Genomic DNA, 25,517 nt, shown 5'->3' with positions numbered 1-25,517 from the left:
CAACACGCGTGACTGCACGGCCAACTCGAACACCCCCTGACGTTCGTCTGCGTTTTGTGAACTGTGTCACTTTTGCGAGGGATGTGCAAGATTGCACATCTCGGCAAACTCTCCGATCAGAGGTCGAAGGAGCGCACGAGGAGGCCCTGGGCCACGCCGATGAGCGCCCCCAGCGCCCCGCCGATCGCCACCAGGATCCACTCGTCCTCCTCGAAGATTCCACGCAGCATCCGCTCGAACTGCTCCTTGTCGAGCGATCCGAGTCGGTCCTCGATCAACTCGTCGAGGCGGAGGCTGTCGGCGAGATGCGCCTCGACCGTGGGTCGCAGGGCGCCCTCGAGCGCGAGGACATTCGCCAACAACACATCGACGACCTCGCCGAGGACTGCGTCGGACGGCTCGGACCCGCCCGCCACCATGGCGAGCATCGGCCGGAACTCGGCGAGTCGTTCCACGGCCAACGATCGCAGTTCTGCGCTCGAGGCCCCGGGCGACGAGCTCTCGGCCACGGCCGACAACAGCTTCGCCGGGGTGAAGATCTCGCGAGCGGTGATCGATCCGTAGTCGGCGGCGATCTCGCGCTGCCGCTTCGGGAACATCCCCTGGTAGGTGACCAGCCCGAGGAAGCGCCGCGGCTCGAGAGGCCGGAAGATCATCTGGATGGCGAGCCAGTTGGTGCCGAAGCCGACGATGCCTCCGACGATGGGCATCGTCCACCAGATGCCGAACACGCCGAACAGGACGGCCTGCACCACGCCGACGCCGAAGCCGAACACGGCGCCGTAGAGCTCGATGAAGCGGAGCTCGCGCGCCGCGATCTCGCCGGTCACGCGAGCGAGGCGGCCGGCGTTCTCACCGGTCAACTCGCGGACGAGCAGCGCGTTCAGGTCGAGGACGTCGGGCAGTCGGTCACCGAGTGCCTCGACGAGCCCGTCGACGGATCCGGTGGCCTGGGCCAGCAGCATGTTCCGCAGCTGCTCCCGCGCCGCAGGATCCATCGAGTCCCAGACCGCAGGCGCGAGGACGTCGAAGCTGGCCCCCACCGCACGGTCGAGGACGACCTCGTGCTCGGCGAAGAGCCGTTCGACGAGCCCCCCGATGTCGACTCGTTCGACGATGTCCGCAGGGGACAGCACCTCGCCGGTGGTCTTGGCGATCTCCTGGGCGAACTTCGGCGCCATCCGGTAGACGATCCCCTGCCACCGCAGCGGGCCGATGCCGCGTGGCACGGCCGGGTGGAAGATCATCTTCACCGCCGCCCAGTTCGTCACATAGCCGATGAAGGCCGTCACCGTGGGCACGGTGACGAACAACCACATCTGTCCACTCATCGAAGCCGTCCTGATCTCAGCGGGGTACCTGATTCCACGGCAACGAGTCGTCCGTGCGCGGCTCGCCCGGCAGGCCCAGCGCCCGCTCGGCGACGATGTTGCGGTTGACCTCGTCGGTACCACCGCCGATGCGGTGCGCAGGCGACCAGAGGAACTTGCGCACCCAGCGGGCATCGTCGCCCTCGGTGAGCATTCCTGATGCACCCAACAGGTCGATGCCGAGTTGGGCGGCCTCGACGTTGAGCTTCGTCGATCCGAGCTTGGCCACGGAACCCTCGGGCCCGGGGCGCCGACCCTGGAGCGCTGCGGTGAGCGTTCGCAGGCCGAGGTATCGGGCGAGCTCGCCCTGGATCCAGATGTCGACGATGCGTTGGCGCGTGTTCGCGTCGAGGGTGCCGCGCCGACGGCCGAGATCGGCGAGCCGCGCGGGGAGCGTGCTGGGCCCGGCCCGACCGCCGCCGATCGAGCTGCGTTCGTTCATGAGCGTCGTGACCGCGACGTGCCAGCCGTTGTCGACCTCACCGATGACGTTCTCGTGCGGGACCCGCACACCCTCGAGGAAGATCTCGCTGAACTCGGACGTGCCGGTCATCTGGCGGAGTGGCCGCACGGTGACGCCTGGTGACTTCAGGTCGATGATGAAGGCCGTGATTCCCTGGTGCTTGGGCAGGTCGGGGTTCGTGCGACAGAGCACCTCGCCGAAGTCGGCCATGTGCGCGCCGGAGGTCCAGACCTTCTGTCCGTCGATGACCCACTCGTCGCCGTCGCGCACCGCCTTGGTCGCCAGGCCGGCCGAGTCGGAGCCGGCGTTCGGCTCCGAGAACATCTGACACCAGATCTTGTCGCCGCGGAGGAGCGGCTGCAGGTGCTGCTCCCGCTGCCCCGACGTGCCGTGGGCGCGCAGTGTGGGGCCGACGAAGTTCAGGCCGACCGTGAACAGGTCCGGAGGGGTCTTCTGCGCCGCCTCCTCCTGGTTGAAGATGATCTGCTGTTCGGCAGATCCGCTGCGACCACCGAACTCGGGCTCCCAGGTGATCTTGGCGAGCCCTGCGTCGAACTTGGCCGCCTGCCACGCCCGGGCCCGACCGATCAGGTCGCCCTCGACGAGACCGTCCAGCGTCGCGGCGATCCACGCTCGACACTCGGCCCTCCAGCCAGCCTGTTCCGGCGTGTCGTTGAAGTTCACGTGAGCCGCTCTCGCTGATCCAGCACGGACGCAGCGTACGCAAGGAAGTGTACGACTGTCCAATTCATTTGCTACCGTCGGCGCATGACCGTCACCGAGACTCCTGATGCCCAGGCGGACGCAGCTCGACTGTTCCTCCGGGGCTCGTCGTTCCTCGACCCCGAGTCATGGCACCGGCGGGTCGATGGCGTCCGCGGTCCGGGCCCCTTCCTCGATGTCGACGATCACATCTTCGGGGCGCTCTCTGTCGTGACCGATCTCGAAGTCCTGCTCGAGGTGTCGCGGAGACCCGACGAGTTCGCCAACACCGACGAGCCAGCGTTGCTCGCCACCCCCGGGTTGACGGGCGAGGGGAAGGACGACGTCTGGGGTCAGCTCAAGATGCTCGTCAACCAGGACGGGCCCGATCATCTCGCCCATCGCAAGGTGGTCGTCGACTGGTTCAAGAACTCGACGCTGCGTGTCCTGAAGCCCGCGGTCGACGAGCTCGTGAGCGAATCCATGAGCCGACTCCGCGAACTCAACGGCGAGTGCGACTTCGCGTCGGAGATCGCGCTCCCCCTGCCGCTGCGAGTGATCATGTCCATGCTCGGCGTCCCCCGCGAAGACGAACCGGTGATGCTGAAGCTCACCCAGGAGATGTTCAGCTCCGAGGACGAGGAACTGGGGACCAGCGATCCTCTCGCTGCCATCCACGAGGTCGCGACCTACCTCATGAACCTGATGGAGGCCCGCAAGTCGTCGCCCACCGACGACCTCTGTTCGGCCATCGTCCACGGCACGGTCGACGGCACGCCGATCGAGACCATGGCCGCCCTCGGCCTGCACGTGATCATCTCGACGGCGGGGCACGACACCACGTCGTTCGCGATGTCCGGGGGCATCGACGCGCTCTGCCGGTTCCCCGACGAGTTCCAGCGCCTCCGCGACGATCCCTCGCTGGTCGACAACGCCGCCCACGAGGTGGTGCGCATCACCGCGCCGGTTCGCCACTTCATCCGGCACGTGCAGGTCGACGCCGAGGCCGCCGGCCGGCGGTTCTCGCCCGGCGACCGCATCTTCCTCTCGTATCCGGCAGCCAACCGCGACCCTGCGATGTTCGACGAGCCACACCGACTCGACGTCGGACGGGCGAACGCCAACCGCCAGGTGGGTTGGGGACACGGGCCGCACTTCTGCCTCGGGGCCCGCCTCGCACACATGGAGGTCGCGGCCGTGCTCGACGGCCTGCGGCGCGAGTTCGTGTCGATCGAGACCACCGGCCCGACCGAGTGGACCAAGGCCCACTTCGTCGGTGGCGCCAAGCACGTCCCGATCCGCTGCACGACAGGCAGGGCATGACATGACCGAGACCGACCACCCGAACGCCCCGGTGCTCCTGATCGAGCGCAAGGGTGCCGTCGACTGGTTGACCCTCAACCGCCCGCGCAAACACAACGCGCTCGACCCGACGCTCATCGATGCGTTGTGCGACTACTTCGCGGCGGTCGCCGACGACGACGACGTCCGGGTCATCGTGCTGCGAGGATCCGGGCCGTCGTTCTGCGCCGGCCTCGACCTGCGCGCCCAACTCACCGGTGCGGACACCCGTCGGATCATCGACCTCATGCCCCTGATCCGCGCCTGTCCACAGCCCGTCGTGTCGCTCGTGCACGGAGCGGCCAAGGGAGGCGGCTTCGTGATGGCGCTCGCCTGCGACGTGCGGGTGGCGGGCGAGTCCGCTCGGATGGACGACACGTTCATCGACATCGGACTCAGCGGCTGCGACGTCGGGATCTCGTGGTTCCTCCCCCGCATGGTCGGCCTCTCGGTCGCGTCCGAACTCATGCTCACGGGCCGGACGGTCGACGCCCACCGCGCCGAGCGACTCGGCCTGGTGTCCGAGGTCGTCACCGACTCCGACCTCGACGCGGCGGGCCAACGTGTGGCCGACGGACTGCTGTCGAAGTCGCCGCTCGGCCTGCGGCGCACCAAGGAGATGCTGAACAGGGCACTCGCACTCGACGATCTGGCGGAGGTGATCCGCATGGAACTCGACATCCAGGTCGAGGTGATGCGCTCCGACCCCGCCTTCAACGCTCGACTCGACTCGTACGGAGACAAGAAGTGAAGGTCGACCTCGGCGCCACGATCCGCCCACAGAAGGCATCGACGCTCGCGAGCGCTGCCGAGGCCGCCGGCTTCGACGCGCTGTGGGCGGCAGAGACCAACCACGATCCGTTCCTGTCGTGCGCCCTCGCGGCTGCTGCCACCGAGCAGATCGAGATCGGCACGTCGATCGCCGTTGCGTTCGCACGCACGCCCATGACGCTGGCCAACACTGCCCACGACCTGCAGTCGCTCAGCGGCGGCCGCTTCGTCCTCGGTCTCGGCAGCCAGATCCGACCCCACATCGAGAACCGCTACTCGATGCCGTGGTCACACCCGGCCCGGCGGATGCACGAGTTCGTCCGTGCGCTGCACGCGATCTGGAACACGTGGGAGGACGGCGCGCCACTCGAGTTCGACGGCGAGTTCTACCGCCACACGCTCATGACGCCGATGTTCGCGCCGCGCCCCCATGGGCACGGAGCACCGAAGGTGTTCCTTGCCGGCGTGGGTCCGATGATGACCGAGGTCGCGGGCGAGGTCGCCGACGGGTTCATCTGCCACGGGTTCTCGTCCGAGCGCTTCCTCCGGGAACGCACCGTGCCCGCACTCGAACGCGGCTGCGAGCGCGCCGGGAGGCAACTCACCGACATCGAGATCGTGGCTCCCGGATTCGTGGTGACCGGAACGGACGCCGCAGCGATCGATGCGGCCGCTGCTGCGACGCGACGTCAGTTGGCGTTCTATGGCTCGACGTCGGCCTACCGCCCAGTGCTCGACCTCCATGGCTGGGGCGATCTCCAGCCCGAACTGCACGCCATGTCCAAGCGTGGGGAGTGGGCCGAAATGGGTTCGCTCATCACCGACGAGATCCTCGAGACCTTCGCCGTGGTGGGCGACCCCGAACACGTCGGCCGCGAGCTCCAGCGCCGCTACGGCGACATCGCCGATCGCGTGACCAGCTACGAACGACCCCGCCCTGACCCTGCGGCGAACGCGTGGACCTCCGTGGCCCACACGCTCCGCCATCCCCGTTGACCCCGACCCGAAGAGAGCACCGACGATGACCGACGACAACGAGATGAAGACCACGCGCCCGGGCGCATCGCACCGCATGGTGAAGTGGTCGCCGCCCTACCGCAAGGAGAACGTCGAGCTCCCCGAGTTCGACCTCGTCGACATCGAGCGCGACGGTCCGATCGGACGGATCATCCTCAACAGCCCGGAGAAGCGGAACCCACTCGGGTACGAGCGGCTCATGCAGATCGAGATGGCCGCCAAACTCCTCGAACTCGACGACGACATCCGCGTCATCATCATCAAGGGCGACGGCCCGTCGTTCTCCGCCGGCTACGACATGACGCCGGTCAAGAAGGGCGAGCGCCAGCGCAACATGCCGCCGGGTGGCTACATCGCCCCCGAGCGCGATCGGCTCTGGCAGTCCTACGACCTCGAACACGCTCGCGTGTACTTCACGCTGTTCGACCTCCAGAAGCCGGTCATCGCGCAGATCCACGGTCACTGCCTCGCCGGCGGCAGCGAGCTGGCCGGGTTCTGCGACCTGCGGGTCGTCGCCGACGACGCCAAGATCGGCTGGCCGGTCGGCCGAAACTGGTCGCCCGGAAACCTGCAGTACATGCCGTGGCTCGTCGGCATGACCAAGGCCAAGTACTACATGTTCACCTGCGAACCGATGAGCGGGAAGGAAGCCGCCGAATGCCAGTGGGCATCGGAGTCGGTCCCGCCGGAGGAACTCGAGGCGCGCACCGAGGAGTTGGCGCAACAGATCGCGCTCACCCCCACCGACCTCATCATGTTGACCAAGCGCAGCATCAACCGACAGTTCGAGGTGATGGGCTTCCGCACCGGCATCGCCGCCAGCGTCGACCTGCTCGCCGTGGCCAGCTTCCGGGAGCAGGGCCTCTACGCCAAGCGCGACGAGGAGACGGGCGAGGCCGGCGACGAGTTCCTGAAGCGTTCCGAGCGCGACGGGCTGAAGGCGGCCATGGCGTGGCGCGAGGAGACCTTCGGCAACAAGTACCGCCCCGAGGACGAGACGAACTGACCATCTACTGTACGACTGTCCAGTTCTCATGGTACGGTCGACCGAGCGCGACGAAGCAGTTCCCCGATTGGAGAGATCGATGAGCCCCCAGATCCCGATGTTCGATGCGGACAACCACTACTACGAGGCCAAGGACGCGTTCACCCGCCACCTGCCCCGTGAGTTCAAGAACCGCGGCCCGGTGTGGGTCACCCTCGAGAACGGCCACCAGCGCCAGATGATCCGGGGCAAGGTCGACTGGCAGGTCCCCAACCCGACCTACGACCCCATCTCCAAGCCCGGCGTACTGCGGGAGTACTACAAGGGAAATCCGAACAACAAGACCTTCGCAGAACTGATCCGGTCGAACCTCGAACCGCTCCCCGCCGCCTATCAGGACAGCGCTGCACGACTCGCCGTCATGGACGAGCAGGGAGTGGACGCCTGCTGGATCTTCCCGACGACCGGCGTGCACTACGAGGAAGTGCTCAAGAACGACGTCGCCGCCAACGTGGCCGTCCACCGTGCCTTCAACCGCTGGTTGCAGGACGACTGGGGATTCGCGAACCAGAACCGGATCTTCGGCGCTCCGTACATCACGCTCGCGGACCCCGACGAGGCGTGTGCCGAGCTCGACTACGTCTCCGATCACGGAGCGCGCGTCGTCGTGATGCGACCGGCACCGGTCACCACCGCCGATGGGCAGCGCTCGCCCGGCGACGAGATGTTCGATGGATTCTGGCAACGAGTGAGCGACGCAGGGATCGTCGTCGTGGCCCACGTCGGGAACTCCGGGTACGGAGCGAACGGGTATCCCGCGCCCGGTGGCGCCGAGGCAACGCTCGGCGGGGGACGAAAGCCCACCAACGCCGTCTGGAAGATGGAGCGAGCCATCTGTGACTGGCTGTCCGCGCTCGTGTTCGACCGGGTCTTCGAACGGTTCCCTGGCGTGCGGGTCGCCTCCGTCGAGAACGGCGCCGTGTACCTGCACGACATCTTCCGTCAGCTGGCGGCGGTCCGCGAGAAGTACCAGAACTGGTTCCAGGACGATCCGGTCGAGACCTTCAAGCGGCACGTCTGGATCAACCCGTTCTGGGAAGACGACATCGACGACGTCGTGGAGTTCATGGGCGCCGACCGCGTGCTGTTCGGCTCGGACTTTCCCCACATGGAGGGCCTCGAGTACCCGGCCCAGATCTTCGACGAGATCGGCCACCTGAGCGAAGACGATCAACGGCGAATCGTCCACGACAACGCAGCGGAGCTCACCGGCGTGAGCCGGCTCACGCCGGCCTGAGCAGCGTCGGACCCACGATGACCGAGTCGAAGACCGAGTCGAGAAGCGAACACGCCGGCGACATGTTGCGCCGGCGCGGCGACGCACCCGCCGTCATCATGGCGGGGTCGGGCGAGACGCGGACCTACGCCGAACTCGACGACCGTTCGACCCGCCTCGCCCGCGTCTTCGACGAGGCCGGACTCGTTCCGGGCGATCACATCGCGGTGCTGTTGGCGAACCAGCTCGAGTACTTCGACGCCGCATGGGCCGCCCTTCGGGCCGGGCTCTATCTCACGCCGATCAGCTGGCACCTCGGGTCCGACGAGGCCGGCTACATCATCGAGGACTGCGGCGCCCGGGCCCTCGTGACGACCTCGGCGATGGCCGAACTGGTCTCCGGGCTCGGACCGCGTGCGAAGCACCTCGAGCTCCGCCTGTCCGTCGGCGGCGGGATCGACGGGTACGACGACTTCGACGACGTGCTCGCCCACGCTTCCGGAATCCCACGCGACGACGAACGCGAGGGCATGTTGATGCTCTACTCGTCGGGTACGACGGGACGGCCGAAGGGCATCCTCCCTCCGGTCTCCACGTCGTCGTTCGGGACCGCACGGGGCGGCATCGCCACGATCGCCAAGCAGTTCTACGACGTCGACGATTCCGCCGTCTACCTCAGCCCGGCGCCGCTCTATCACGCAGCCCCGCTGGGCTGGACGCTGGCGGGACACCGACTCGGCGCGACCGTCGTGGTGATGGAGCGGTTCGACGCCGCGGGGACCCTCGAGGCGATCGAGCGCCACCGCGTCACCCACGCGCAGTTCGTGCCGACCCACTTCGTCCGCATGCTGCGGCTCCCCGAAGCCGTGCGCACCAGTGCCGACCTCTCGTCGCTGCGTCGGGTCATCCACGCCGCGGCGCCGTGCCCCGTCCCGATCAAGCATCAGATGATCGACTGGGTCGGCCCGATCGTCGACGAGTACTACGGCGGCTCCGAGGGGTTCGGGCTCTGCGCCATCGGCGCCCAGGAGTGGCTCGACCATCCCGGCTCGGTCGGACGTTCGGTCTTCAACGAGGTGCACATCGTCGACGAGAGCGGCGCGGAGCTCGGACCGGACGAGACCGGCCAGATCTGGTTCTCCGCCGCCGGCCGGTTCGAGTACCACAACGATCCGGAGAAGACGGAGCGAGCCACGGACGCTCGCGGCTGGGCCACGTACGGTGACATCGGCCACGTCGATGGCGACGGCTACCTCTACCTGACCGACCGGGCGACGAACATGATCATCTCGGGCGGGGTCAACATCTATCCGCAGGAAGCCGAGAACGTCCTGACCGTGCACCCTGCCGTGTACGACGTCGCGGTGCTCGGCGTGCCCGATGTCGAGATGGGCGAACGGGTGAAGGCCTTCGTCGTCGCCGTGGACCCGCCGGCGGATCCGGACAAGCTCGCCGTCGAGCTGATCAACCACTGCCGCGGCGAGATCGCGCACTACAAGTGCCCGCGCGAGTTGGTCTTCGTGGACGAACTCCCGCGCCTCGAGAGCGGCAAGCTGCTGAAGCGGCGCCTGCTCGACGAAGTCGAGGGCATCGGCGGATGACTCGCCTACTGAAGGTGTCAGCTCTCGATCTGGGTCATCCCGGCGACGATCATCTCGATCAACTGGTCGACCTGTGCATCGAGCGGCTCGCCGGCCTTGGGTGGAGCGAAGCCGAGACGCGAGGCCATGCCTTCGAACGTGAACGGACTGAACGCCGCGCCGAACACGAAGATGCCGAGCACGCGGAGATCGACCGACGGCGGGATCTCGTCGGTGCCGGCTGCGTAGCTGAAGATCGCCTGCGAGATCGGTTCGAGGATGTCGTCGTAGAGCTGTTCGAACCGCGGGCCGCCGCGCAGTGCCTCGGCCAGGAACAGACGGAAGGCGTCGGGGTTGGCCGCCGCCTCGACCATGAGCAACTCGAGACCCGCGCGCAGGGTCGGGCGCAGCGGCGGGGCCGAACCGACGTCGAACATCTCGACGATGTTCTGGGCCGCCGGCTCCAGGCCGTGCCGGATCGCCGCACGCCAGAGATCCTCCTTCGACCCGAAGTAGTGCCGGACGAGGTTGTGACCGACGCCGACGTCGCCCGTGATCTCACGGATCGACGCGCCCTCGAATCCACGCTCGGCGAACGCACTGAGCGCAGCGTCGAGCAGCGCCGCCTTCGTCTTGTCGGCGTCGGCTCCGGGCGGTCGCCCGATCCGTCGCCCTTCCGATTTATTGGACATTCGTACAGTTTACCTCACCCGGCGTCCAGCGTGCGCCCCACCTCGACCAGGAGTCTTTCATGAGCACCACCACCGATCCCGCGACGCACGTCGATCCCGGCACCCTCTTCACCGACGGCGCCACCTTCATCGACCTCGAGGGGTGGCACCGCGCCGTGGACCAACTGCGCGACACCGGCCCGTTCCTGCGCTTCGACGACGACGTGCACGGCACCCTGTGGGCCACCGTCGACCTCGAGGTCCTCCTCGAGGTGTCCCGGCGTGCCGACGTGTTCGCCAGCACGACCGCTCCCCTGCTCCCGCCCAAGCTGGCCGGCGACGCCCCCGACATCAGCGAGGTCGGGGCGCAGTTGAAGATGTTGATCAACCAGGACGGCCACGATCACCTCGTCCATCGCAAGCTCGTCGTCGAGTGGTTCAAGAACTCGACCCTGCGGGTCTTGAAGCCGGCGGTCGACACGCTGGTCGCCGAGTCGATGGAGCGTCTCCGCGAACTCGGTGGCGAGTGCGACTTCTCGACCGAGGTGGCCCTGCCGCTCCCGCTCCGCGTGATCATGTCGATGCTGGGCGTCCCCCGCGAGGACGAGCCGGTGCTGCTCAAGCTCACCCAGCAGATGTTCAGCGCCGAGGACGACGAGCTCGGCGAGGGCGACCCGTTCACGGCGATGATGGAGGTCGCCGGCTACTTCACCGAGCTGATGCAGGATCGGCAGGCCAACCCCACCGACGACCTGTCGTCGGCAATTGCCAACGGCATGGTCGAGGGCGCTCCGCTCGAGGCCATGACCGCGATCGGCCTCTACGTCATCATCGCGACCGCCGGGCACGACACGACCTCGTTTGCCATGGCTGGTGGTGTCGATGCGCTGTGTCGGTTCCCCGACGAGTTCGCCCGCCTCCGCGCCGACCCGTCACTGGTCGACAACGCCGCGCACGAGGTCGTCCGGCTGACGTCCCCCGTCCGCCACTTCGTCCGCCACGCCCAGACCGATGCCGAGGTCGCAGGCCACACCTTCGCGGCCGGCGACCGCATCCTCCTGTCGTACCCGGGCGCCAACCGGGACCCGCAGCTCTTCGACGACCCCCACCGCCTCGACGTCGCCCGCTCCAACGCCAACCGCCAGATCGGCTGGGGCCACGGCCCTCACTTCTGTCTCGGCTCACGCCTGGCACAGATGGAGGTCGCCGCAGTGCTCGGAGGCCTGGCCAGGGAGTTCACCTCCATCGAGCGAACCGGTCCGACGACGTTCACCAAGTCGCACTTCGTCGGGGGCGCCAAGCACGTGCCGATCCGCTGCACGGTCTGAGCGAGGACACGATGGACGACGCAGGAACGACACGGGAGGTCCGATGGGCGTCCGCATGACCGACGACGAGGCGTGGGCCTTCCTCGAATCCGGACACACCGCGGTCCTCACGACACTGCGACGCGACGGTTGGCCGGTGTCGCTGCCCCTCTGGTACGTCGTCTCGGACCGCACGATCCACGTGGCCACGCCCGGACGGAGCAAGAAGGTGCTGCGCATCCGCAACGACGACCGGGCCTGTCTGCTCGTCGAGCGGGGCGATGCATGGGTCGACCTCGCCGCCGTCGAACTCCCCGTCCGGGCGACGATCCTCGAGCCCGGCGCCGAGTCCGAGCGCGCCAGCGCGCGCTTCACGGAGAAGTACGCGGCGCACGTCCCCGCGCCGACTGGGATGGCCGCCGCCACGAGGGACCACTACTCGCGTCAGACGGTCATCCGCCTCGATCCGGCGGGAGACGTCATCAGCTGGGACAACGCCCGGATCCGCACCGACCGCTGAGACGACGCTCCGAACGCGGACGATGTGGAAGAGTCGGTCGTCGATGACCACACCGCTCGACCCGCGCCCCGGACCACTCGACCTCGGGGTGTTCTCGCTCTCACTCGCGGTCGCCGATCTCGAGGTCTCGGCCGCGTTCTACCAGAAGCTGGGATTCGTCGAGGTGGGCGGGAGCCGCGACGACGACTACCTGATCCTCAAGAACGGTCAGACGACGCTCGGCCTCTTCCATGGGATGTTCGAGAGCAACATCCTCACCTTCAACCCCGGCCTCACGCCGCAGATGGACCAGCTCGACGAGTTCACCGACGTCCGCGAGATCCAGCGTCGGCTGCAGTCCGCCGGCATCGAGCTGATCGAGGTCGTCGAGTCCGAAGCTGGCGCCGGGCACGTGACCATCGTCGACCCGGACGGCAATCCCATACTCATCGACCAGTTCTTCTGACCGAGGCGACGAGTTCGTCGACCGTGGCGATGGCGCTGGCGGCACGACCGGCAGCGGTGTGCGGATGAACTGCACGAGCGAGACACTGGCGATGACCACAGCCCCGCCCAGCAACTGGCGCAGGCTCAGGTCGTCGCCGAGCGCGAAGCCGATGCTCGTCGCGACCACCGGGCTGAGGAGTGAGAGGAACGTCGCCCGCTGGGCACCCAGGAGCGCGATGCCGCGGAACCAGATGGCGTAGGCGACCGCACCACCGATGGTCGCCAGATACAGGTAGCCACCGATGTTGACGGCGGTGAGCGAGCGAGGCAGCCCTTCGCTGGCCAAGGCCAACGGCGCGAGGAACAGTCCGCCGGCGGTGAGCTGCCATCCCGCGAAGGCGAGGCCGCTCGTCGGGCGACCCCAACGCTGCACCAACGTCGAACCCATCGCCATGGAGGACGCACCGACGAGCGCCGCGATCACGCCGACGCCGTCGAGGCTCGCTCCTCCATCGAGCACCAACAGCCCGACGCCGACGATGCCGAGGAACCCCGCGAGCACCTTTCCCCCGACGAGCTTCTCGTTCAGTACGACCGTGGCGAGGAACATGACGAGCAGGGGCTGGACGGCGCCGGCAGTGGCCGCCACGCCGCCGGGGAGCCGGTAGGCGGCGGTGAACAGCATGGCGAAGAAGACCGTGAAGTTCAGGACGCCGAGGACGGCCGAGCGCCACCACCAATGTCCGCGAGGCAGGGTCCCGGTGGCGGCGACCAGCGCCAGTCCGGCGGGGAGTGCCCGGAGCGTCGCCGCCAGCAGCGGCCGGCCCGGAGGGAGGAACTCGCTGGTGACGGCGTAGGTGGTCCCCCACACCATCGGGACCAAGACGGTGAGCCATGGCATCTTGGCCGCCTCACGTGATCCGTTGGCCATCGATCCATCCCCTTGCCTTCATTGTCGACAGAAAGTATCTTGACGACAAGCTTTACCGAGAGGAACCAATGAGTCAAGTATCTTTTGACCAAGGTGATGTCGTGGACCGCATCGTCGCCCAGTGGCGACGGGAGCGACCGGACCTCGATCCTTCGGCCAAGGAGGTCACCGGACGATTGATCCGGTTGGCGGACGCGATCGGGCATCGGAACGCCGATGTCCTCGGTCCCCTCGGACTGACCGGCGCGCAGTACGGCGTGCTGTCCGCCCTGCGCCGGGCCGGCGAACCGTACGAGTTGAACCCCACCGAACTCGCCCGGAACCAGATGATGACGTCGGGCGGGATGACTCCGGTGATCGACGCCCTCGAGCGGGCCGGCCTCGTCGCACGGCGGGCCAACCCGGACGACCGCCGCTCGCGGCTGGTCGCGCTCACCCCGGATGGACTGTCCCGGATCGACGAGGCGATGGAGGTGCACGCTGCCACCGAGCACGAGTGCGTCGCGGGTCTGACCAAGACCGACCAGCGCAAGCTCGTCGAACTGCTCCGCAAGCTCACCCTGGCAATGGGGACCGATATTTCTAGTCCCTGATCGAAATAGGCGAGACTGGCGACATGCCCGACCGCCGCACGCGAGATGCCCGATGAGCGTGAACGGCTGGAGCCTGATCCGCTTCGTCCATGTGTTGTCGGCGATGGGCTGGGTCGGCGGGCAACTCTTCCTGAGCGCGGTCCTGCTTCCGGTGCTCCGCCGACGACTCCCTCCTGACGAGCGAGGAACGCTCATCCACGAGACCGCGCGGCGATTCGCGTCGATGGCGAACACGGCGCTCCTGCCGCTCCTCGTCGTCTCCGGCGTGGCCATCGCCTGGCACCGAGGCGTCACCTTCGCAAGCCTCGGCGATCCCGGGTACGGCCGACTTCTGGCGATCAAGCTCGTGTTCGTCGTGGCCTCCATCGCACTCGCCGCGGGGCACGGCGTCCTGGCCAGTCGCCGCCCCTCCAGCGCGCGCCCGATGGCGATCGCCGGACTCGTCTCGTCGGTGGCGATCGTGGTCTTCGCGACCGCCTTGGTGCCGTGACCATGCGTGACTCTCCCCGCCCACCGCCGAGTCGGGACCTCGACTCGCCCGACGAGATCGCCGAGATGGTGCGTCGGTTCTATGCCGACGTCGCCATGGACGACCTGCTCGGCCCGATGTTCAACGACGTGGCCCAGGTCGACTGGTCCGAGCACCTCCCGAAGCTGACGGCATTCTGGTGTCGTGCCCTGCTCGGACACGACGGCTACGCGGGCAACCCGTTCCGGGCCCACGCCGACGTCCACGCGAAGCGACAATTCACGACCGCACGCTTCCAGCGGTGGCTCGACCTCTTCCACGAGACACTCGAGCTCGGCTGGACCGGACCGAACGTCGATCGAGCGCGCAAGCTCGCCCATGACGTCGCCCGGGTCCACCATGATCAGCTCGTCGACTCACCGACGGATCCGCCCCTCCGCGGTCCGGGCTTTTCTCCCCTTCGGTAGAAGAACGCGAGACGTACACTCGGGGGACGGCAACCGCGTTCGCCCGCCGAGGAAAGACCTCCCATGACCTCCCTCCAGGAAGAAGCTCGGGCGCTGGGAGATCCCACGCGTCACCGGATCTTCCGGTTCGTCGTCGACGCAGCCCGACCGGTCGGCATCGCCGAGTTGACCGACCACCTCGGGCTCAACCACAACGCGATCCGCCAGCATCTGAACAAACTGTCGAACGCCGGCCTCGTCGTGCAGTCCACGGCAGCGAGCGGCCGGCCCGGTCGGCCGCGGCTGGAGTACACGGCATCGCCGAGCGCGGACAGTCGGTGGGGCGGCATCGGGCCGTATCAACGTCTGAGCCTGTTGCTCACGGAGATCATCAGCAGCGGCGACACGCCGGTCGACGTCGGCCGCCGTGCCGGACGTCGTCTCCGCATCACCACCGACGCCGACGACGTGGCCAACGTCTCCGAAGCGCTCGACCGTCAAGGCTTCGAACCCGAGGTCGTCGCACGCCGGGATGGGGCCGACATCGTGCTCGGCACGTGTCCGTTCGAGGCCGCAGCGGTGCAGGATCGCGACACGGTGTGCGGCCTGCACCTGGGCATCGCGGAGGGACTGGTCGACGGCACCGGGCTCGCGGTGTCCGATCTGGCGATCAAGGACCCTCGACGCGCCGGCTGCCGGATTCGTCTCCGAAGCGAGACCACCTGACCGACGCCGGGGAGCGGTACGGTGCGAATCGGACAGGGACACGGGCAGACCAGAGATTCGGGACGAGACACATGCATGCCAGCGGGACGGAGCGGGACCCGTGCCGGTCGTGAGGATCCCGCGCCGTGCGCTCGCCGCGCGGACGACCGAGGCCCTCATCGACCGGTCGATCGTCGTGGTCGCCCCGGCGGGCTACGGCAAGACGACGCTGATCGAGGATGCGCTGAGCGCGTCGAAGATCCGTGGCGCCTGGGTCCGCTGCGCTCCAGCCGACCGTCATGCAGGACGGCTGCTCGCGTCCCTCGCTGATGCGGTGAACGGCGTCGCGCCCGGGACCACGGAAGTCGTGGCGGACGCGGTCGAGGGCGGCAATGCAGCACCGGATCCAGTGACCGGAGCTCGCGCGCTCCTTGCCGAGTGCAGCCAACTGCTGGTCGATCCGATCGTCGTGGTCGTCGATGACGCCGAAGTCCTGACGGGTGCGGAGACGTCGTGTTCGGTCGTCGCGGAGCTGATCCGGGGAGCGGGCGACAAGGTCGGCGTCGTGGTGCTCTCGCGCCGTTCCCTCCCTCTTCGACTCGGGACTCCCCGAGCGGACGGCCGACTGCTCGAACTGGGCACGGGCGACCTCGCCTTCGACGCCACGGAGTGCGGCGACCTCCTCGAGTCGCTCGGTCGGGCTCCGTCGGCCGACGATGTGGACGGCCTGATGACCGCCACCGAGGGATGGCCGCTGGGCATCGCCACGCTCGCGGAGACCGGTGCCGCCCATCGCCGTAGCCAACGGGCCGATACCTCGTTCCGCTCGACCCAGGCGTTGCGCGAGTTCCTTCGCGAGGAGGTGCTCGCACCGCTCGACGACGCCCAGCGGAAACGGCTCCTTGCGTCGACCGTTCCCCGACGACTGACGCCCACCGTCGCCGATGCGCTCGACCTCCCGGACGACCACCTCGCAGGTGCGGGTACACGCGGCCTCTTCCTCCACCGGCTCACGTCGGACGCCGACGCGTTCGCCTATCACCCGCTCTTCCGCGAGGTCCTCCTCGACCAACTCACCGCCGATCTCACGACCGACGAGATCCGGGACATCCACCGACGAGTGGCACCCGTCGTCGCCGTCGACGACCCCGTCGAGGGGATCGAACACTGGATCGCCGCCGAGGAGTGGGACCCGGCGATCGATGCCATCGCGACAGCCGTCCGGTCCGTGGCGCCGATGTCCCCCGCCCTCGTCCAGTCGTGGCTCGATCGACTCCCCGACGGGTTGCGCGACGACGCGAGGGTCCAGCTGCTCGCCGGTCATCTGGCACGGGCGACCGGTCACTACGACGTGGCGGTCGGCCATCTGCGGGCTGGGCTCGGCGAAGATCGGATCGACGGGAGCAGCGAGTGGTGGGGCCGGTTCCTGTTGATCGACTGCCTCGGGCTCCTGGGCAGGCCGGAGGAAGGGATCGCGATCGCCGAGGGTTTCGACGAACCCGAAGCGCGAGCGGCCGGGCCGGCGGCAGCCGCCGCGGCGTTGTACGCGGCACACGGCCTCGCGTCCGCAGGACAGTCGTCGACCGCCCTCGCGTTGGCGGCCAGAGTCCGCGAGCTACCGGATGCAGAGGCGGTCGACCCGATCGACGCGCTGCTCCGGGCATACATCGATGTTCCGGCCGGCGATCTCGCTCAGGCCGAGGACAGAACGCTTCGTGCCTACCGGCGGGTCGAGGCCCACGACCCTCTCGGCATGCGGCTCAACCTCATGGCGGCCCACGCCACGGTCTTGAGCGAACAGGGACGTCGGGGCGAGGCCCTCGAGTGGTGGGAGCGACAGCGAGCGGAGGCCGATCGAGCCCTGATGGTGGCCCGGGTCAACACGATCTGCGGGTTGCAGGCCATGCTCCACGCCCAGATGGGCCAGTTCGCCGACGCGGAGGACCACCTCGCCGTCCACGCCACGACCGGCACGTGGGCGGACCAGTCCGCCCACGTCGCCCGATCGCTCGTCGCCGCCGGACGCGGCGATCGGACGACCGCCCTCTCGGCAGCGCAGATGGCCGTGTCCGCGATCGGCGCTCCGCCGCTGTACCAGTGGTGGACATCGGTCGATGTCGTTCCGGCCCTCGCCACCGTCGGCGCACTCGACCGCGCCGAGGCGGTGCTGGACGATGCGGCCACCCTCGTCGACGAGACGTACCCCGGGCCTGCGGGACGCCACCTGCGGGCGCGCACCTCGTTTTTGCAGGCCTACGTAGCCGACGAGCGTGGCGAACTCGACCGTGCGTGCTCCCTCGTCGCGTCGGGTCTCGCCACGGCCAACGGCACTGCCCCCGAGATCCTCCGTCTGGAGTGGTCTCGGATCGAGCCGGTGGTCTCCGCAGCGCTGCAGCGAGGCGCACTGGCTCCAGCGCCGACGATCGAGGCGCTCTGGACCGCCTTCCCCGACGGGCGCGCGCTCGTCTCCCTGGCCGACCACCCCGACTCCGTCGTCAGCAGCGCGGCGTTCCGGCCGGCGTTGGCTTCGGGACATCCTGCCGCCCGCTCGATCGTCGCCCAGGCCGTCGACACCGACGACCCTGCCGTCGCTGCTGCGGCACGAGATGCCATTGCCCGCGTCGCCGACTCGCCTCCCCCACGCCAGTTCATGTCCCTCGGGGGTTTCCGCGTCCGTCGTGGTGGGTGGACGACCGATGAGCGGTCGTGGGGCCGGCCCGTCGACGCTCGCCTCCTCCGCTTCCTGCTCGTCCACGGCGAAGGCCCCGTGCCCGTGGACCTCGTCTTCGAAGCCATCTGGCCCGAACTCGACGTCGATCGAGCGCGCCGCAGTCTGCAGGTCGCGACGTCGCGTATCCGCCAACTCCTCGACGATCCGGGTTCGTCCGCGAGCATCGTCGAGACGGGCCACGGGACCTGCCGACTCCGGTTGACGGGCGGCGACGTCCTCGACTGGCAGGAGTTCGAGCGAGCGGCCGACGTCGCGCTCGAGGGCGACGCGCCATCACTCCCGCTCCTCGAGCGCGCCCGATCGCTCTGGGGAGGCGAGCCGCTCCCGGAGGAGCGATACGAAGACTGGGCCGCGGGATGGCGGGCCCGGCTCGTCGACCGCTGCGTCGACGTGCTCGTCGCACTCGTCCATGCCCACGAACGAGCGGGCGACGACGCGAGTGCGATCCGAGTCGCGCGGGAGTTGGTCGACCTCGACCCCTACGACGAGCGTTCACATCGGCTGCTCATGGCAGCGCTCGCCCGAGCCGGACGACGTGGCCAGGCCCTCCGGCAGTACCTCGTCTGCCGCCGCATGCTGCTGGACGACCTCGACGTGCAACCGAGCGAGGCCACCTCGACGCTGCATGCCGCCATCCTCGCCGGTGGCGCGATCTGAGAAGGCAAGCGTCGGGAGACCGCTAGACCGCCATCGCTGCTCGGACCTCGTCGAGCGCATCGACGCCACCATCGCCACGGCCCGTGATGTGACCCGACTCCAGCACGTAGTAGGTGCTCGTCGAGCGGAGCGCGAATCCGACGTGCTGTTCGACCAACAAGACGGTGAGGTCACCGCGTTGCGTGAGGTCGGTGATGACTCCCTCGATCTCGGCGACGACATTGGGTTGGATCCCCTCGGTCGGTTCGTCGAGGATCAACAGTCGCGGCTTGGTCAGCAACGTCCGGGCGATGGAGAGCTGTTGGCGTTGCCCTCCCGAGAGGAGCCCGGCCGGCCGGTTCAACAGATCGGTCAGCACCGGGAAGGTGTCGAGCACCTCGTCGATCTCGGACCGCACCTTGGTGATCAGTTGCAGGTTCTCCAGGGTGGTCATCTGCGGGAAGCAGAGCTGCCCCTGGGGGACGTAGCCGATGCCCCGCTTGACACGCTGGTTGGGCAACAGCTTGGTGATGTCCTCGCCATCGACGAGCACGGTGCCCGACTTCACCGGGATCAGGCCCACCGCCACCCGCAAGAGGGTGGTCTTGCCTGCACCGTTGTGCCCCATGAGGGCGACGGCTCCGCCGGCGGGAATCGACAACCCGACGTCGAACAAGACCATCGAACGCCCGTATCCCGCCGTCACACCGACCATCTCGAGCATGAGCTCAGCCATCCAACGACACCTCCGTCACGGTTCCGAGATAGACCTCTTGCACTCGCGCATCGGCCTGGATCTCGGTGACCGACCCTTCTGCCAGCACCTTCCCGCCGTGCATCACCGTCACGGTGTCGGCGTAGGTGCGCATGAACTCCATGTCGTGCTCGATGACCACGATCGTGCGATCGCTCACGATCCGTTGCAGCAACTCGCCGGTGGCCTCGCGCTCGCTGCCACTCATCCCGGCAACCGTCTCGTCGAGGAACATCACCTGGGCGTCCTGGACGAGCAGCATGCCGACCTCGAGCCATTGCTTCTGCCCGTGGGCGAGGATCCCCGCCGGGCGATCGGCGAGCTGCGTCAGCCCGATGGTCTCCAGCGCCTCCTCGACCGCTTCTGGCACCTTGCGGCGGGCTCGCAATCGCCCCAGGGCTCCTCGGTGGATGCCCGCAGCGATGTCGAGGTTCTGCAGCACGCTCAGTTTCTCGAAGACGGTGGCGGTCTGGAAGGTGCGCCCGACCCCGAGGCGCACGATCTCATGCGACTTCATGCCCAGCAGATCGTGGCCGCGGAAGGTCACCGTGCCCGTTCCCTGCACCAGCCCGGTCAGCGCGTCGACCAGCGTGGTCTTGCCGGCGCCGTTCGGACCGATGAGGAAGTGCAGCCGGCCCTGCAGCATCGTGATGTCGACACCGTCGATCGCCTTGAATCCGTCGAAGTCGACGGTCAGGTCGCGGACCTCCAGGTAGTCCTCGCCACGGAAGGATGCGGTCATGCCGCCACCTCGCTTCCGATGGTCGCGGCCACACCGCGCGCCGACCGGCGTGGCCAGCGACCGGCGAGCTTCGCTCCCAGCGAAGCAATTCCTCCCGGAAGGAAGAGGATGACGACGATGAACAGCGCGCCCTGGAAGTAGATCCAGTTGGTCGGGAACCGCTCGGACAGGGTCGACTGACCGAAGCCGACGGCGAGCGCGCCGAGCGCTGGACCCAGCAACGACGCCCGACCGCCCAGTGCGACACCGGCGATCATCATGATCGAGGCCGTTGCGTTGACGTCGGTGGGCGAGATGATCCCTACGAGGGGCGCGAACATTGCTCCGCCGAGACTGGCCATGACCGCTGCCACCACGAACGCGAACAACTTGGTGTTCGCCGGGTCGTATCCGAGGAAGCGGACTCGCTCCTCCGCATCGCGGGTGGCGACGAGGAGCTCGCCGTACCGGCTCCGGTTGAGTTGCCACACGATCACGAGGCAGACGATCAACAGACCGGCCGCCAGCAGGTAGAGGTTCTTGCGGACCGTCGGGTCATAGAGGTTCTGACCGAAGAAGGTGGTGAAGGTGTTCAGACCGTTGAATCCACCCGTCTGTTTGATCGTCGCGACCAACAGGGTCGCGAAGGCCACCGCCATCGCCTGCGTCAAGATGGCGAAGTAGGCGCCCTTGACCCCACGCTTCAAGACGGCGTAGCCGAGGACGTAGGACACGGCTGCCGGCACCGCGACGATGGCGAAGATCGTGAAGGCACCGCTGCGGAACGGCTCCCACCACACGGGCATCGTGGCGTCTCCGTACAACACCATGAAGTCCGGGACCTCGCCCGGCCCAGCGGCCTCGAGCTTCATGTGCATGGCCGTGACGTAGGCACCGAGTCCGAAGAACACGCCCTGACCCATGACGAGCATGCCGCCGCGGCCCCACGCGAGCCCGATGCCGACTGCGACCAGCGCCCACGAGCAGTACTTGCCGAGGTTCCCGAGGCGGAACGCCGACAGCCCGCTCGGCGCCCACACCAACAAGATCACCGCCAGCACGCCGATGGCGAACAGGGACCCGTAGGTCCGCACGAACGCTGCCAGCGCGAACCTCGATCGCACCGGGGCCGACCGCTCGGGTTCGCCCGGCGCGTCGGATGCTTCGAAAGCGGTCGTGGTCATGCCAGTGCCCTCGTCCGGACCGTGAAGAGGCCCTGCGGTCGGACCTGGAGGAAGACCACGACCAGTGCGAAGGTGATGACCTGCGCCATGCTCCCGCTGGTCCAGTCGGTGAGGAACGCGGTCGCCACGCCGACGACCCATGCGGCGATCACCGTGCCCTTGAGCTGGCCGACGCCGCCGGCCACCACGACCAGGAACGCCGGAATGATGTACGTGGTGCCGAGCGTGGGGTTGGTACCCGAGATGAGGGCGACGGCGACCCCGCCGATCCCGGCGAGACCCGACCCCAGGAAGAACGTGATGCGATCCACGTTTCGGGTCGAGACGCCCATCGTCTCGGCGAGCTCCCGGTTCTGCACCGTCGCCCGGATCTGACGGCCGAACGAGCTGTACTTGAGAAGGCTGTGCAGGCCGCCCAACACCGCCAAGGCCAACACGATCGTGAGGAGTTGTCGATGTGGCCAGTCGTAGCCGAAGACCGGGATGCTGCCGCGCAACCAGGTCGGTGCGCTCACCGGGTCGCCCTGCGCACCGAACACGTCCTTGGCGAGCTGTTGGAGGACCATGGCGACACCCACCGTCACGAGAAGGGTGTCGAGTGGTCGCTCGTACATCCACTGGATGACGGTGACCTCGAGGAGCAACCCGAGGAGTCCTGCGGCGAGGAACGCGACCGGAATCGCGATGACGATAGAGATCCCGGTGCTGGTGACCACTTGTTGGGTGACGTACGTCGCGTACGCGCCGGCCATGAGGAACTCGCCGTTGGCCATGTTGATCACGCCCATCTGGCCGAACGTGAGGGTCAACCCGAGTGCGGCCATCAACAAGATGGCGGCGCCCGCAGTGCCGGTCAGGAAGGGGGTTGTCAGTGCGTCCATGCCTTCGCTTTCAGAGTTGTCAGAGCATCTGGGCTCTGGCGCTGGATGGGGTGCCGTGCTCGTGCACGGCACCCCATCGGCGACAGGTGACACTTCAGACCGAGCCGAGCTCGGTCGGCATCACTCCGAGTTCGGGTCCCACCAGTCGTAACCCTCGAGGAACGGATCCGGTTCGATCGGCTCTTCCGAGCTCCAGACGATGTCGAACTGGTTGTCCTCGTTGATCTGACCGATGAGGCCGACCTTCGCGATGTGGTGGTTGTCGCCGTCCACCGTGACCGTGCCTTCGGGCGCATCGAACGACACACCGTCGGACGCAGCGTTGACCGCGTCCACACAGAACGACTCCGCCTTCTCGACCATTCCCTTGTACAGGTACAGCGAGGTGTAGGCGGCCTCCATCGGATCCGAGGTCGGCCGATCCGCTCCGTACTCGCCCTGGAAGGCTTCGATGAAGGTCGTGTTCGTCGGGCTGTCGATGCTCTGGAAGTAGTTCCACGCCGCGAACTGTCCGGTGAGGTCCTCGCCCATGGCGGGCGCTTCCTCCTCGGCGATCGAGACGGAGATGATCGGCGAGTTGTCCGCACCGAGTCCCGCTTCGTAGTACGCCTTGATGAACCCGACGTTGGACGAGCCGTTGATCGTGTTGAACACGAAGTCCGGCTTGGCGGCGGCGATCTTGGCGACCTGCGTCGTCCAGTCGTCGCTGTCGAGCGGGACGTATTCCTCGCCGACGATCTCGATGCCGAGTTCGGCCGCGTACTGCTTGATGATCTTGTTCGCCGTCCGGGGGAAGACGTAGTCGGACCCGGCGAGGAACAGCGTCTCGACGCCCTCCGATGCCAGGAAGTCCATCGCGGGGATGATCTGCTGGTTGGTCGTCGCACCCGTGTAATAGATGTTCTCCGACGCCTCCAGACCCTCGTACTGCACCGGGTAGAAGAGCAGGCCGTTGGCGCCCTCGACTACGGGGAGCATCGCCTTGCGGGATGCCGACGTCCAACCGCCGAACACGGCGGCGACCTCGTCCTCGGTCAACAGCTTGTTGATCTTCTCGGCGAAGACCGTGGGCTCGCTCTGACCGTCTTCCTCGATGAACTCGATCTGCTTGCCGAGGATGCCGCCGGCGGCGTTGATCTCCTCGGTTGCGAGCATGAGTGAGTCACGAACCGTCTGCTCGCTGATCGCCATCACGCCCGACGTGGAGTTCAGGAATCCGAGTTCGACGGTGTCGCCGTCCACGCAGATACCGGACGAGGCCTCCTCGGATCCGCCTCCACCGGACGCGTCGGACGTGTCGTCGTCACCACATGCGCTGACCAAGAGCGCAAGGGCGGCGAGTGTCGCTATGGCCCCGCCTGGGGTCCTGCCGCGTCTCATCAAAACAACTTCCTCTCCACGTCGTCGACGTGATCGTCTGTACCGGGCCGGGGGGTCGAACCGATGTGGACGGAAGCTAAGAGCGGAACGTGTCGGACGAATTGCCCGAACGTTTCCGGCCCGTGAATCGATCAGCGAGGCCGATCCAGCCTCGTCAGCCGGGCAGGACTTCGTCCATCGACCGTCGCACGTCGGCCACGTCGGTCGCGGTGGCGACGGCCAGTCGACACTCGTCAGACGGCTCGAGCACCGCGACGTCGCGTCGCCCACCCGTGGGGCACGCCGGGGCGTCGCCGATGTGGAGCCGGCTGGCGACGACGTCCTTACCACCCGCTCCCGCAGGACCCGACCACCCCGGGATCGCCGAGTCGACCGAGGTGAGCAGCACCGGGGCATCGTCCAGCCGAACGTCGAGGGTCGAGCGGAACGCCCCCGTGGTCTCGCCGGTTCGGCCGAGGACCACGACCTCGTCGACGACGACGTGAGCGCCGCGCTGCGCATGCACGGTGGTGGTGGTCGTGTGGCGGGCGTGCGCGGTGAGGATCACCGGCTCCGGACGCCAGTCGAGGCGCGCTCCGGCTGCGACGCGGATGTCCGTGTCCCAGCGGGTGCCGATGCCGCGGGCGGCATAGACCACGGACGCGGCGACCGAGCGCATCGCGATCGTCACCCCGGGTCCGACGTCCACGGCGACCCTGATGTGGTCCTCGCCGACAGGCGAGGCCCCCGAGCCGACCAACCACAGCGTGGAACCGTCCCAGCGGAACCACACGGGTGCGCTGCACAGCACCCCCTCGACCCGGACGGTTCCCCCGGTGCCACGCCGCAGGCGGATCGACACCTGGGTGTCGGTCCACCCGCTCGCGACGGCGACGGCACCACGCGCAGCAGCGAGACCGAGGGGGGTCGAGGGATCCGTCACCAGCGGAGCCTCAGGCCGTCGCGGCGACGGGACCACGCATCTGTGCCTGGATCCACGTCGCGATGTCCGCCGCGCCCTCGGGCGAGTTCAGTGACACGAACACCGTCGGGAGCTCGCCGCGTTGCAACGCGGCATCGCGCTCCATCACGCCGAGGTCGGCGTGTACCAGGTGCGCGATGTCGATCTTGTTGATCACCAGGAGGTCGGAGCGGGTGACACCGGGTCCGCCCTTGCGCGGCACCTTGTCGCCGCCGGCGACGTCGAGCACGAACATCTGCACGTCGACGAGACCCTTGGAGAACGTGAGCGTGAGATTGTCCCCGCCGCTCTCGACGAGCACCAGGTCGAGAGGACCCTCCCGCTCCTCGAGGTCCTCGATGGCGTCGAGGTTGGCCGTGATGTCCTCCCGGATCGCGGTGTGGGGACAGCAGCCGGTCTCGACGGCAACGATGCGGTTGGCATCGAGGACCCCCCGACGCTTCAGGGTGTCTGCGTCCTCGGTGGTGTAGATGTCGTTGGTCACGACACCGATGCGCAGTTCGTCGGCCATCAGGGCGCAGAGCGCGGCGACCAGCGCTGTCTTGCCGGTACCCACCGGGCCCCCGATGCCCACGCGGAACGCGCTGTCGCCGCGCTCTCGGGGCGCATGGTCGTGGGAGTGGCTGTGCGAGTGGGAGTGGGAGTGAGTGCTGTCGATGTCGTGCACGGTGACGCTGCTCTCGTCGTTCTCGGGTC

24 protein-coding genes and 1 pseudogene are annotated in these 25,517 nt (G+C 67.9%); 14 read left to right on the top strand and 11 right to left on the bottom strand.

Annotated features, from left to right (window positions below; translation table 11 throughout):
* Window positions 1-116 precede the first annotated feature (116 nt).
* Entirely contained in the window at window positions 117-1,331 is a 1,215-nt protein-coding gene (locus tag AB8619_RS01575) for a DUF445 domain-containing protein (RefSeq protein WP_436794706.1), read from the bottom strand.
* Between the two features lie 16 nt (window positions 1,332-1,347).
* The gene (locus tag AB8619_RS01570; protein WP_436794705.1) at window positions 1,348-2,517 is read right to left on the bottom strand and encodes an acyl-CoA dehydrogenase family protein; all 1,170 of its coding nucleotides are present in this window, start codon (window positions 2,515-2,517) and stop codon (window positions 1,348-1,350) included.
* An 84-nt stretch (window positions 2,518-2,601) separates the two neighbouring features.
* On the opposite strand from AB8619_RS01570, the gene AB8619_RS01565 reads away from it, so the two are divergent.
* From AB8619_RS01565 to AB8619_RS01540, 6 genes are all read left to right on the top strand, one after another.
* Window positions 2,602-3,858: a cytochrome P450 gene (locus AB8619_RS01565; protein ID WP_436794704.1), complete on the top strand. Its 1,257-nt coding sequence runs from the start codon at window positions 2,602-2,604 to the stop codon at window positions 3,856-3,858.
* A gap of 1 nt (window position 3,859) precedes the next feature.
* Window positions 3,860-4,627 carry an enoyl-CoA hydratase/isomerase family protein gene (locus AB8619_RS01560; RefSeq protein WP_436794703.1) on the top strand — a complete coding sequence of 256 codons (768 nt, stop codon included), beginning with the start codon at window positions 3,860-3,862 and terminating at the stop codon, window positions 4,625-4,627.
* Window positions 4,624-5,643: a TIGR03617 family F420-dependent LLM class oxidoreductase gene (locus tag AB8619_RS01555; protein ID WP_436794702.1), complete on the top strand. Its 1,020-nt coding sequence runs from the start codon at window positions 4,624-4,626 to the stop codon at window positions 5,641-5,643. The genes AB8619_RS01560 and AB8619_RS01555 overlap by 4 nt, the downstream gene beginning before the upstream one ends.
* Window positions 5,644-5,668: 25 nt before the next feature.
* On the top strand, window positions 5,669-6,670 hold the full coding sequence (locus AB8619_RS01550; RefSeq protein WP_436794701.1) for an enoyl-CoA hydratase-related protein: 1,002 nt from the start codon (window positions 5,669-5,671) through the stop codon (window positions 6,668-6,670).
* 79 nt (window positions 6,671-6,749) lie between these two features.
* Entirely contained in the window at window positions 6,750-7,946 is a 1,197-nt protein-coding gene (locus AB8619_RS01545) for an amidohydrolase family protein (RefSeq protein WP_436794700.1), read from the top strand.
* A 17-nt stretch (window positions 7,947-7,963) separates the two neighbouring features.
* Entirely contained in the window at window positions 7,964-9,526 is a 1,563-nt protein-coding gene (locus AB8619_RS01540) for an acyl-CoA synthetase (RefSeq protein WP_436794699.1), read from the top strand.
* A 17-nt stretch (window positions 9,527-9,543) separates the two neighbouring features.
* Here AB8619_RS01540 and AB8619_RS01535 read toward each other — a convergent pair whose 3' ends face one another.
* The gene (locus AB8619_RS01535) at window positions 9,544-10,197 is read right to left on the bottom strand and encodes a TetR/AcrR family transcriptional regulator (protein ID WP_436794698.1); all 654 of its coding nucleotides are present in this window, start codon (window positions 10,195-10,197) and stop codon (window positions 9,544-9,546) included.
* Between the two features lie 59 nt (window positions 10,198-10,256).
* Here AB8619_RS01535 and AB8619_RS01530 point away from each other — a divergent pair, with 59 nt between their 5' ends.
* Genes AB8619_RS01530 through AB8619_RS01520 form a run of 3 tightly spaced genes read left to right on the top strand, consistent with a single transcriptional unit; the run spans window position 10,257 to window position 12,448 of the window.
* Complete coding sequence (locus tag AB8619_RS01530) at window positions 10,257-11,504, top strand: cytochrome P450 (RefSeq protein ID WP_436794697.1); 1,248 nt, start codon at window positions 10,257-10,259, stop codon at window positions 11,502-11,504.
* Between the two features lie 55 nt (window positions 11,505-11,559).
* Window positions 11,560-12,003, top strand: a complete 444-nt coding sequence (locus AB8619_RS01525; protein ID WP_436794696.1) for a pyridoxamine 5'-phosphate oxidase family protein — start codon at window positions 11,560-11,562, stop codon at window positions 12,001-12,003.
* Window positions 12,004-12,025: 22 nt separating this feature from the next.
* The gene (locus AB8619_RS01520) at window positions 12,026-12,448 is read left to right on the top strand and encodes a VOC family protein (protein WP_436796332.1); all 423 of its coding nucleotides are present in this window, start codon (window positions 12,026-12,028) and stop codon (window positions 12,446-12,448) included.
* An 84-nt stretch (window positions 12,449-12,532) separates the two neighbouring features.
* On the opposite strand, the pseudogene AB8619_RS01515 reads toward AB8619_RS01520, so the two are convergent.
* A pseudogene (locus AB8619_RS01515) lies at window positions 12,533-13,330 on the bottom strand (EamA family transporter); the annotation flags it as partial.
* Between the two features lie 131 nt (window positions 13,331-13,461).
* On the opposite strand from AB8619_RS01515, the gene AB8619_RS01510 reads away from it, so the two are divergent.
* From AB8619_RS01510 to AB8619_RS01490, 5 genes are all read left to right on the top strand, one after another.
* Complete coding sequence (locus tag AB8619_RS01510) at window positions 13,462-13,953, top strand: MarR family winged helix-turn-helix transcriptional regulator (protein ID WP_436794695.1); 492 nt, start codon at window positions 13,462-13,464, stop codon at window positions 13,951-13,953.
* A gap of 52 nt (window positions 13,954-14,005) precedes the next feature.
* Window positions 14,006-14,443 carry a DUF4149 domain-containing protein gene (locus tag AB8619_RS01505; RefSeq protein WP_436794694.1) on the top strand — a complete coding sequence of 146 codons (438 nt, stop codon included), beginning with the start codon at window positions 14,006-14,008 and terminating at the stop codon, window positions 14,441-14,443.
* A gap of 2 nt (window positions 14,444-14,445) precedes the next feature.
* Window positions 14,446-14,889: a group III truncated hemoglobin gene (locus AB8619_RS01500; protein WP_436794693.1), complete on the top strand. Its 444-nt coding sequence runs from the start codon at window positions 14,446-14,448 to the stop codon at window positions 14,887-14,889.
* A 63-nt stretch (window positions 14,890-14,952) separates the two neighbouring features.
* Window positions 14,953-15,594 (top strand): helix-turn-helix transcriptional regulator, encoded by a 642-nt coding sequence (locus AB8619_RS01495; RefSeq protein ID WP_436794692.1) that lies wholly within the window; start codon window positions 14,953-14,955, stop codon window positions 15,592-15,594.
* Between the two features lie 109 nt (window positions 15,595-15,703).
* A complete protein-coding gene (locus tag AB8619_RS01490; protein ID WP_436794691.1) occupies window positions 15,704-18,961 on the top strand; it encodes a BTAD domain-containing putative transcriptional regulator in 3,258 nt (1,085 codons plus the stop codon).
* Between the two features lie 22 nt (window positions 18,962-18,983).
* On the opposite strand, the gene AB8619_RS01485 is transcribed toward AB8619_RS01490, so the two are convergent.
* The 7 genes from AB8619_RS01485 to ureG all read right to left on the bottom strand — a co-directional run bounded on the left by AB8619_RS01485 (window position 18,984) and on the right by ureG (window position 25,488).
* Window positions 18,984-19,664, bottom strand: a complete 681-nt coding sequence (locus AB8619_RS01485; protein ID WP_436796331.1) for an ATP-binding cassette domain-containing protein — start codon at window positions 19,662-19,664, stop codon at window positions 18,984-18,986.
* A 4-nt stretch (window positions 19,665-19,668) separates the two neighbouring features.
* Window positions 19,669-20,436 (bottom strand): urea ABC transporter ATP-binding protein UrtD, encoded by a 768-nt coding sequence (urtD, locus tag AB8619_RS01480; RefSeq protein WP_436794690.1) that lies wholly within the window; start codon window positions 20,434-20,436, stop codon window positions 19,669-19,671.
* Window positions 20,433-21,599 carry an urea ABC transporter permease subunit UrtC gene (urtC, locus tag AB8619_RS01475; RefSeq protein ID WP_436794689.1) on the bottom strand — a complete coding sequence of 389 codons (1,167 nt, stop codon included), beginning with the start codon at window positions 21,597-21,599 and terminating at the stop codon, window positions 20,433-20,435. The genes urtD and urtC overlap by 4 nt, the downstream gene beginning before the upstream one ends.
* Window positions 21,596-22,480, bottom strand: coding sequence for an urea ABC transporter permease subunit UrtB (gene urtB, locus AB8619_RS01470; protein WP_436794688.1), 885 nt, complete (start codon window positions 22,478-22,480; stop codon window positions 21,596-21,598). Before urtB ends, urtC begins: the two co-directional genes overlap by 4 nt.
* Before the next feature lie 120 nt (window positions 22,481-22,600).
* Window positions 22,601-23,860: an urea ABC transporter substrate-binding protein gene (gene urtA, locus AB8619_RS01465; RefSeq protein ID WP_436794687.1), complete on the bottom strand. Its 1,260-nt coding sequence runs from the start codon at window positions 23,858-23,860 to the stop codon at window positions 22,601-22,603.
* A 154-nt stretch (window positions 23,861-24,014) separates the two neighbouring features.
* A complete protein-coding gene (locus tag AB8619_RS01460) occupies window positions 24,015-24,782 on the bottom strand; it encodes an urease accessory protein UreD (RefSeq protein WP_436794686.1) in 768 nt (255 codons plus the stop codon).
* Between the two features lie 10 nt (window positions 24,783-24,792).
* Window positions 24,793-25,488 carry an urease accessory protein UreG gene (gene ureG, locus AB8619_RS01455; protein WP_436794685.1) on the bottom strand — a complete coding sequence of 232 codons (696 nt, stop codon included), beginning with the start codon at window positions 25,486-25,488 and terminating at the stop codon, window positions 24,793-24,795.
* Window positions 25,489-25,517: the final 29 nt, after the last annotated feature.

The organism is Actinospongiicola halichondriae, assembly GCF_049103745.1.
In the GTDB taxonomy this organism is placed as follows: Bacteria; Actinomycetota; Acidimicrobiia; order Acidimicrobiales; family Salinilacustritrichaceae; genus Salinilacustrithrix; species Salinilacustrithrix halichondriae.
The sequence above is the reverse complement of the archived record's forward strand: the minus strand, read 5'-3'. Positions and strand labels throughout refer to the sequence as shown.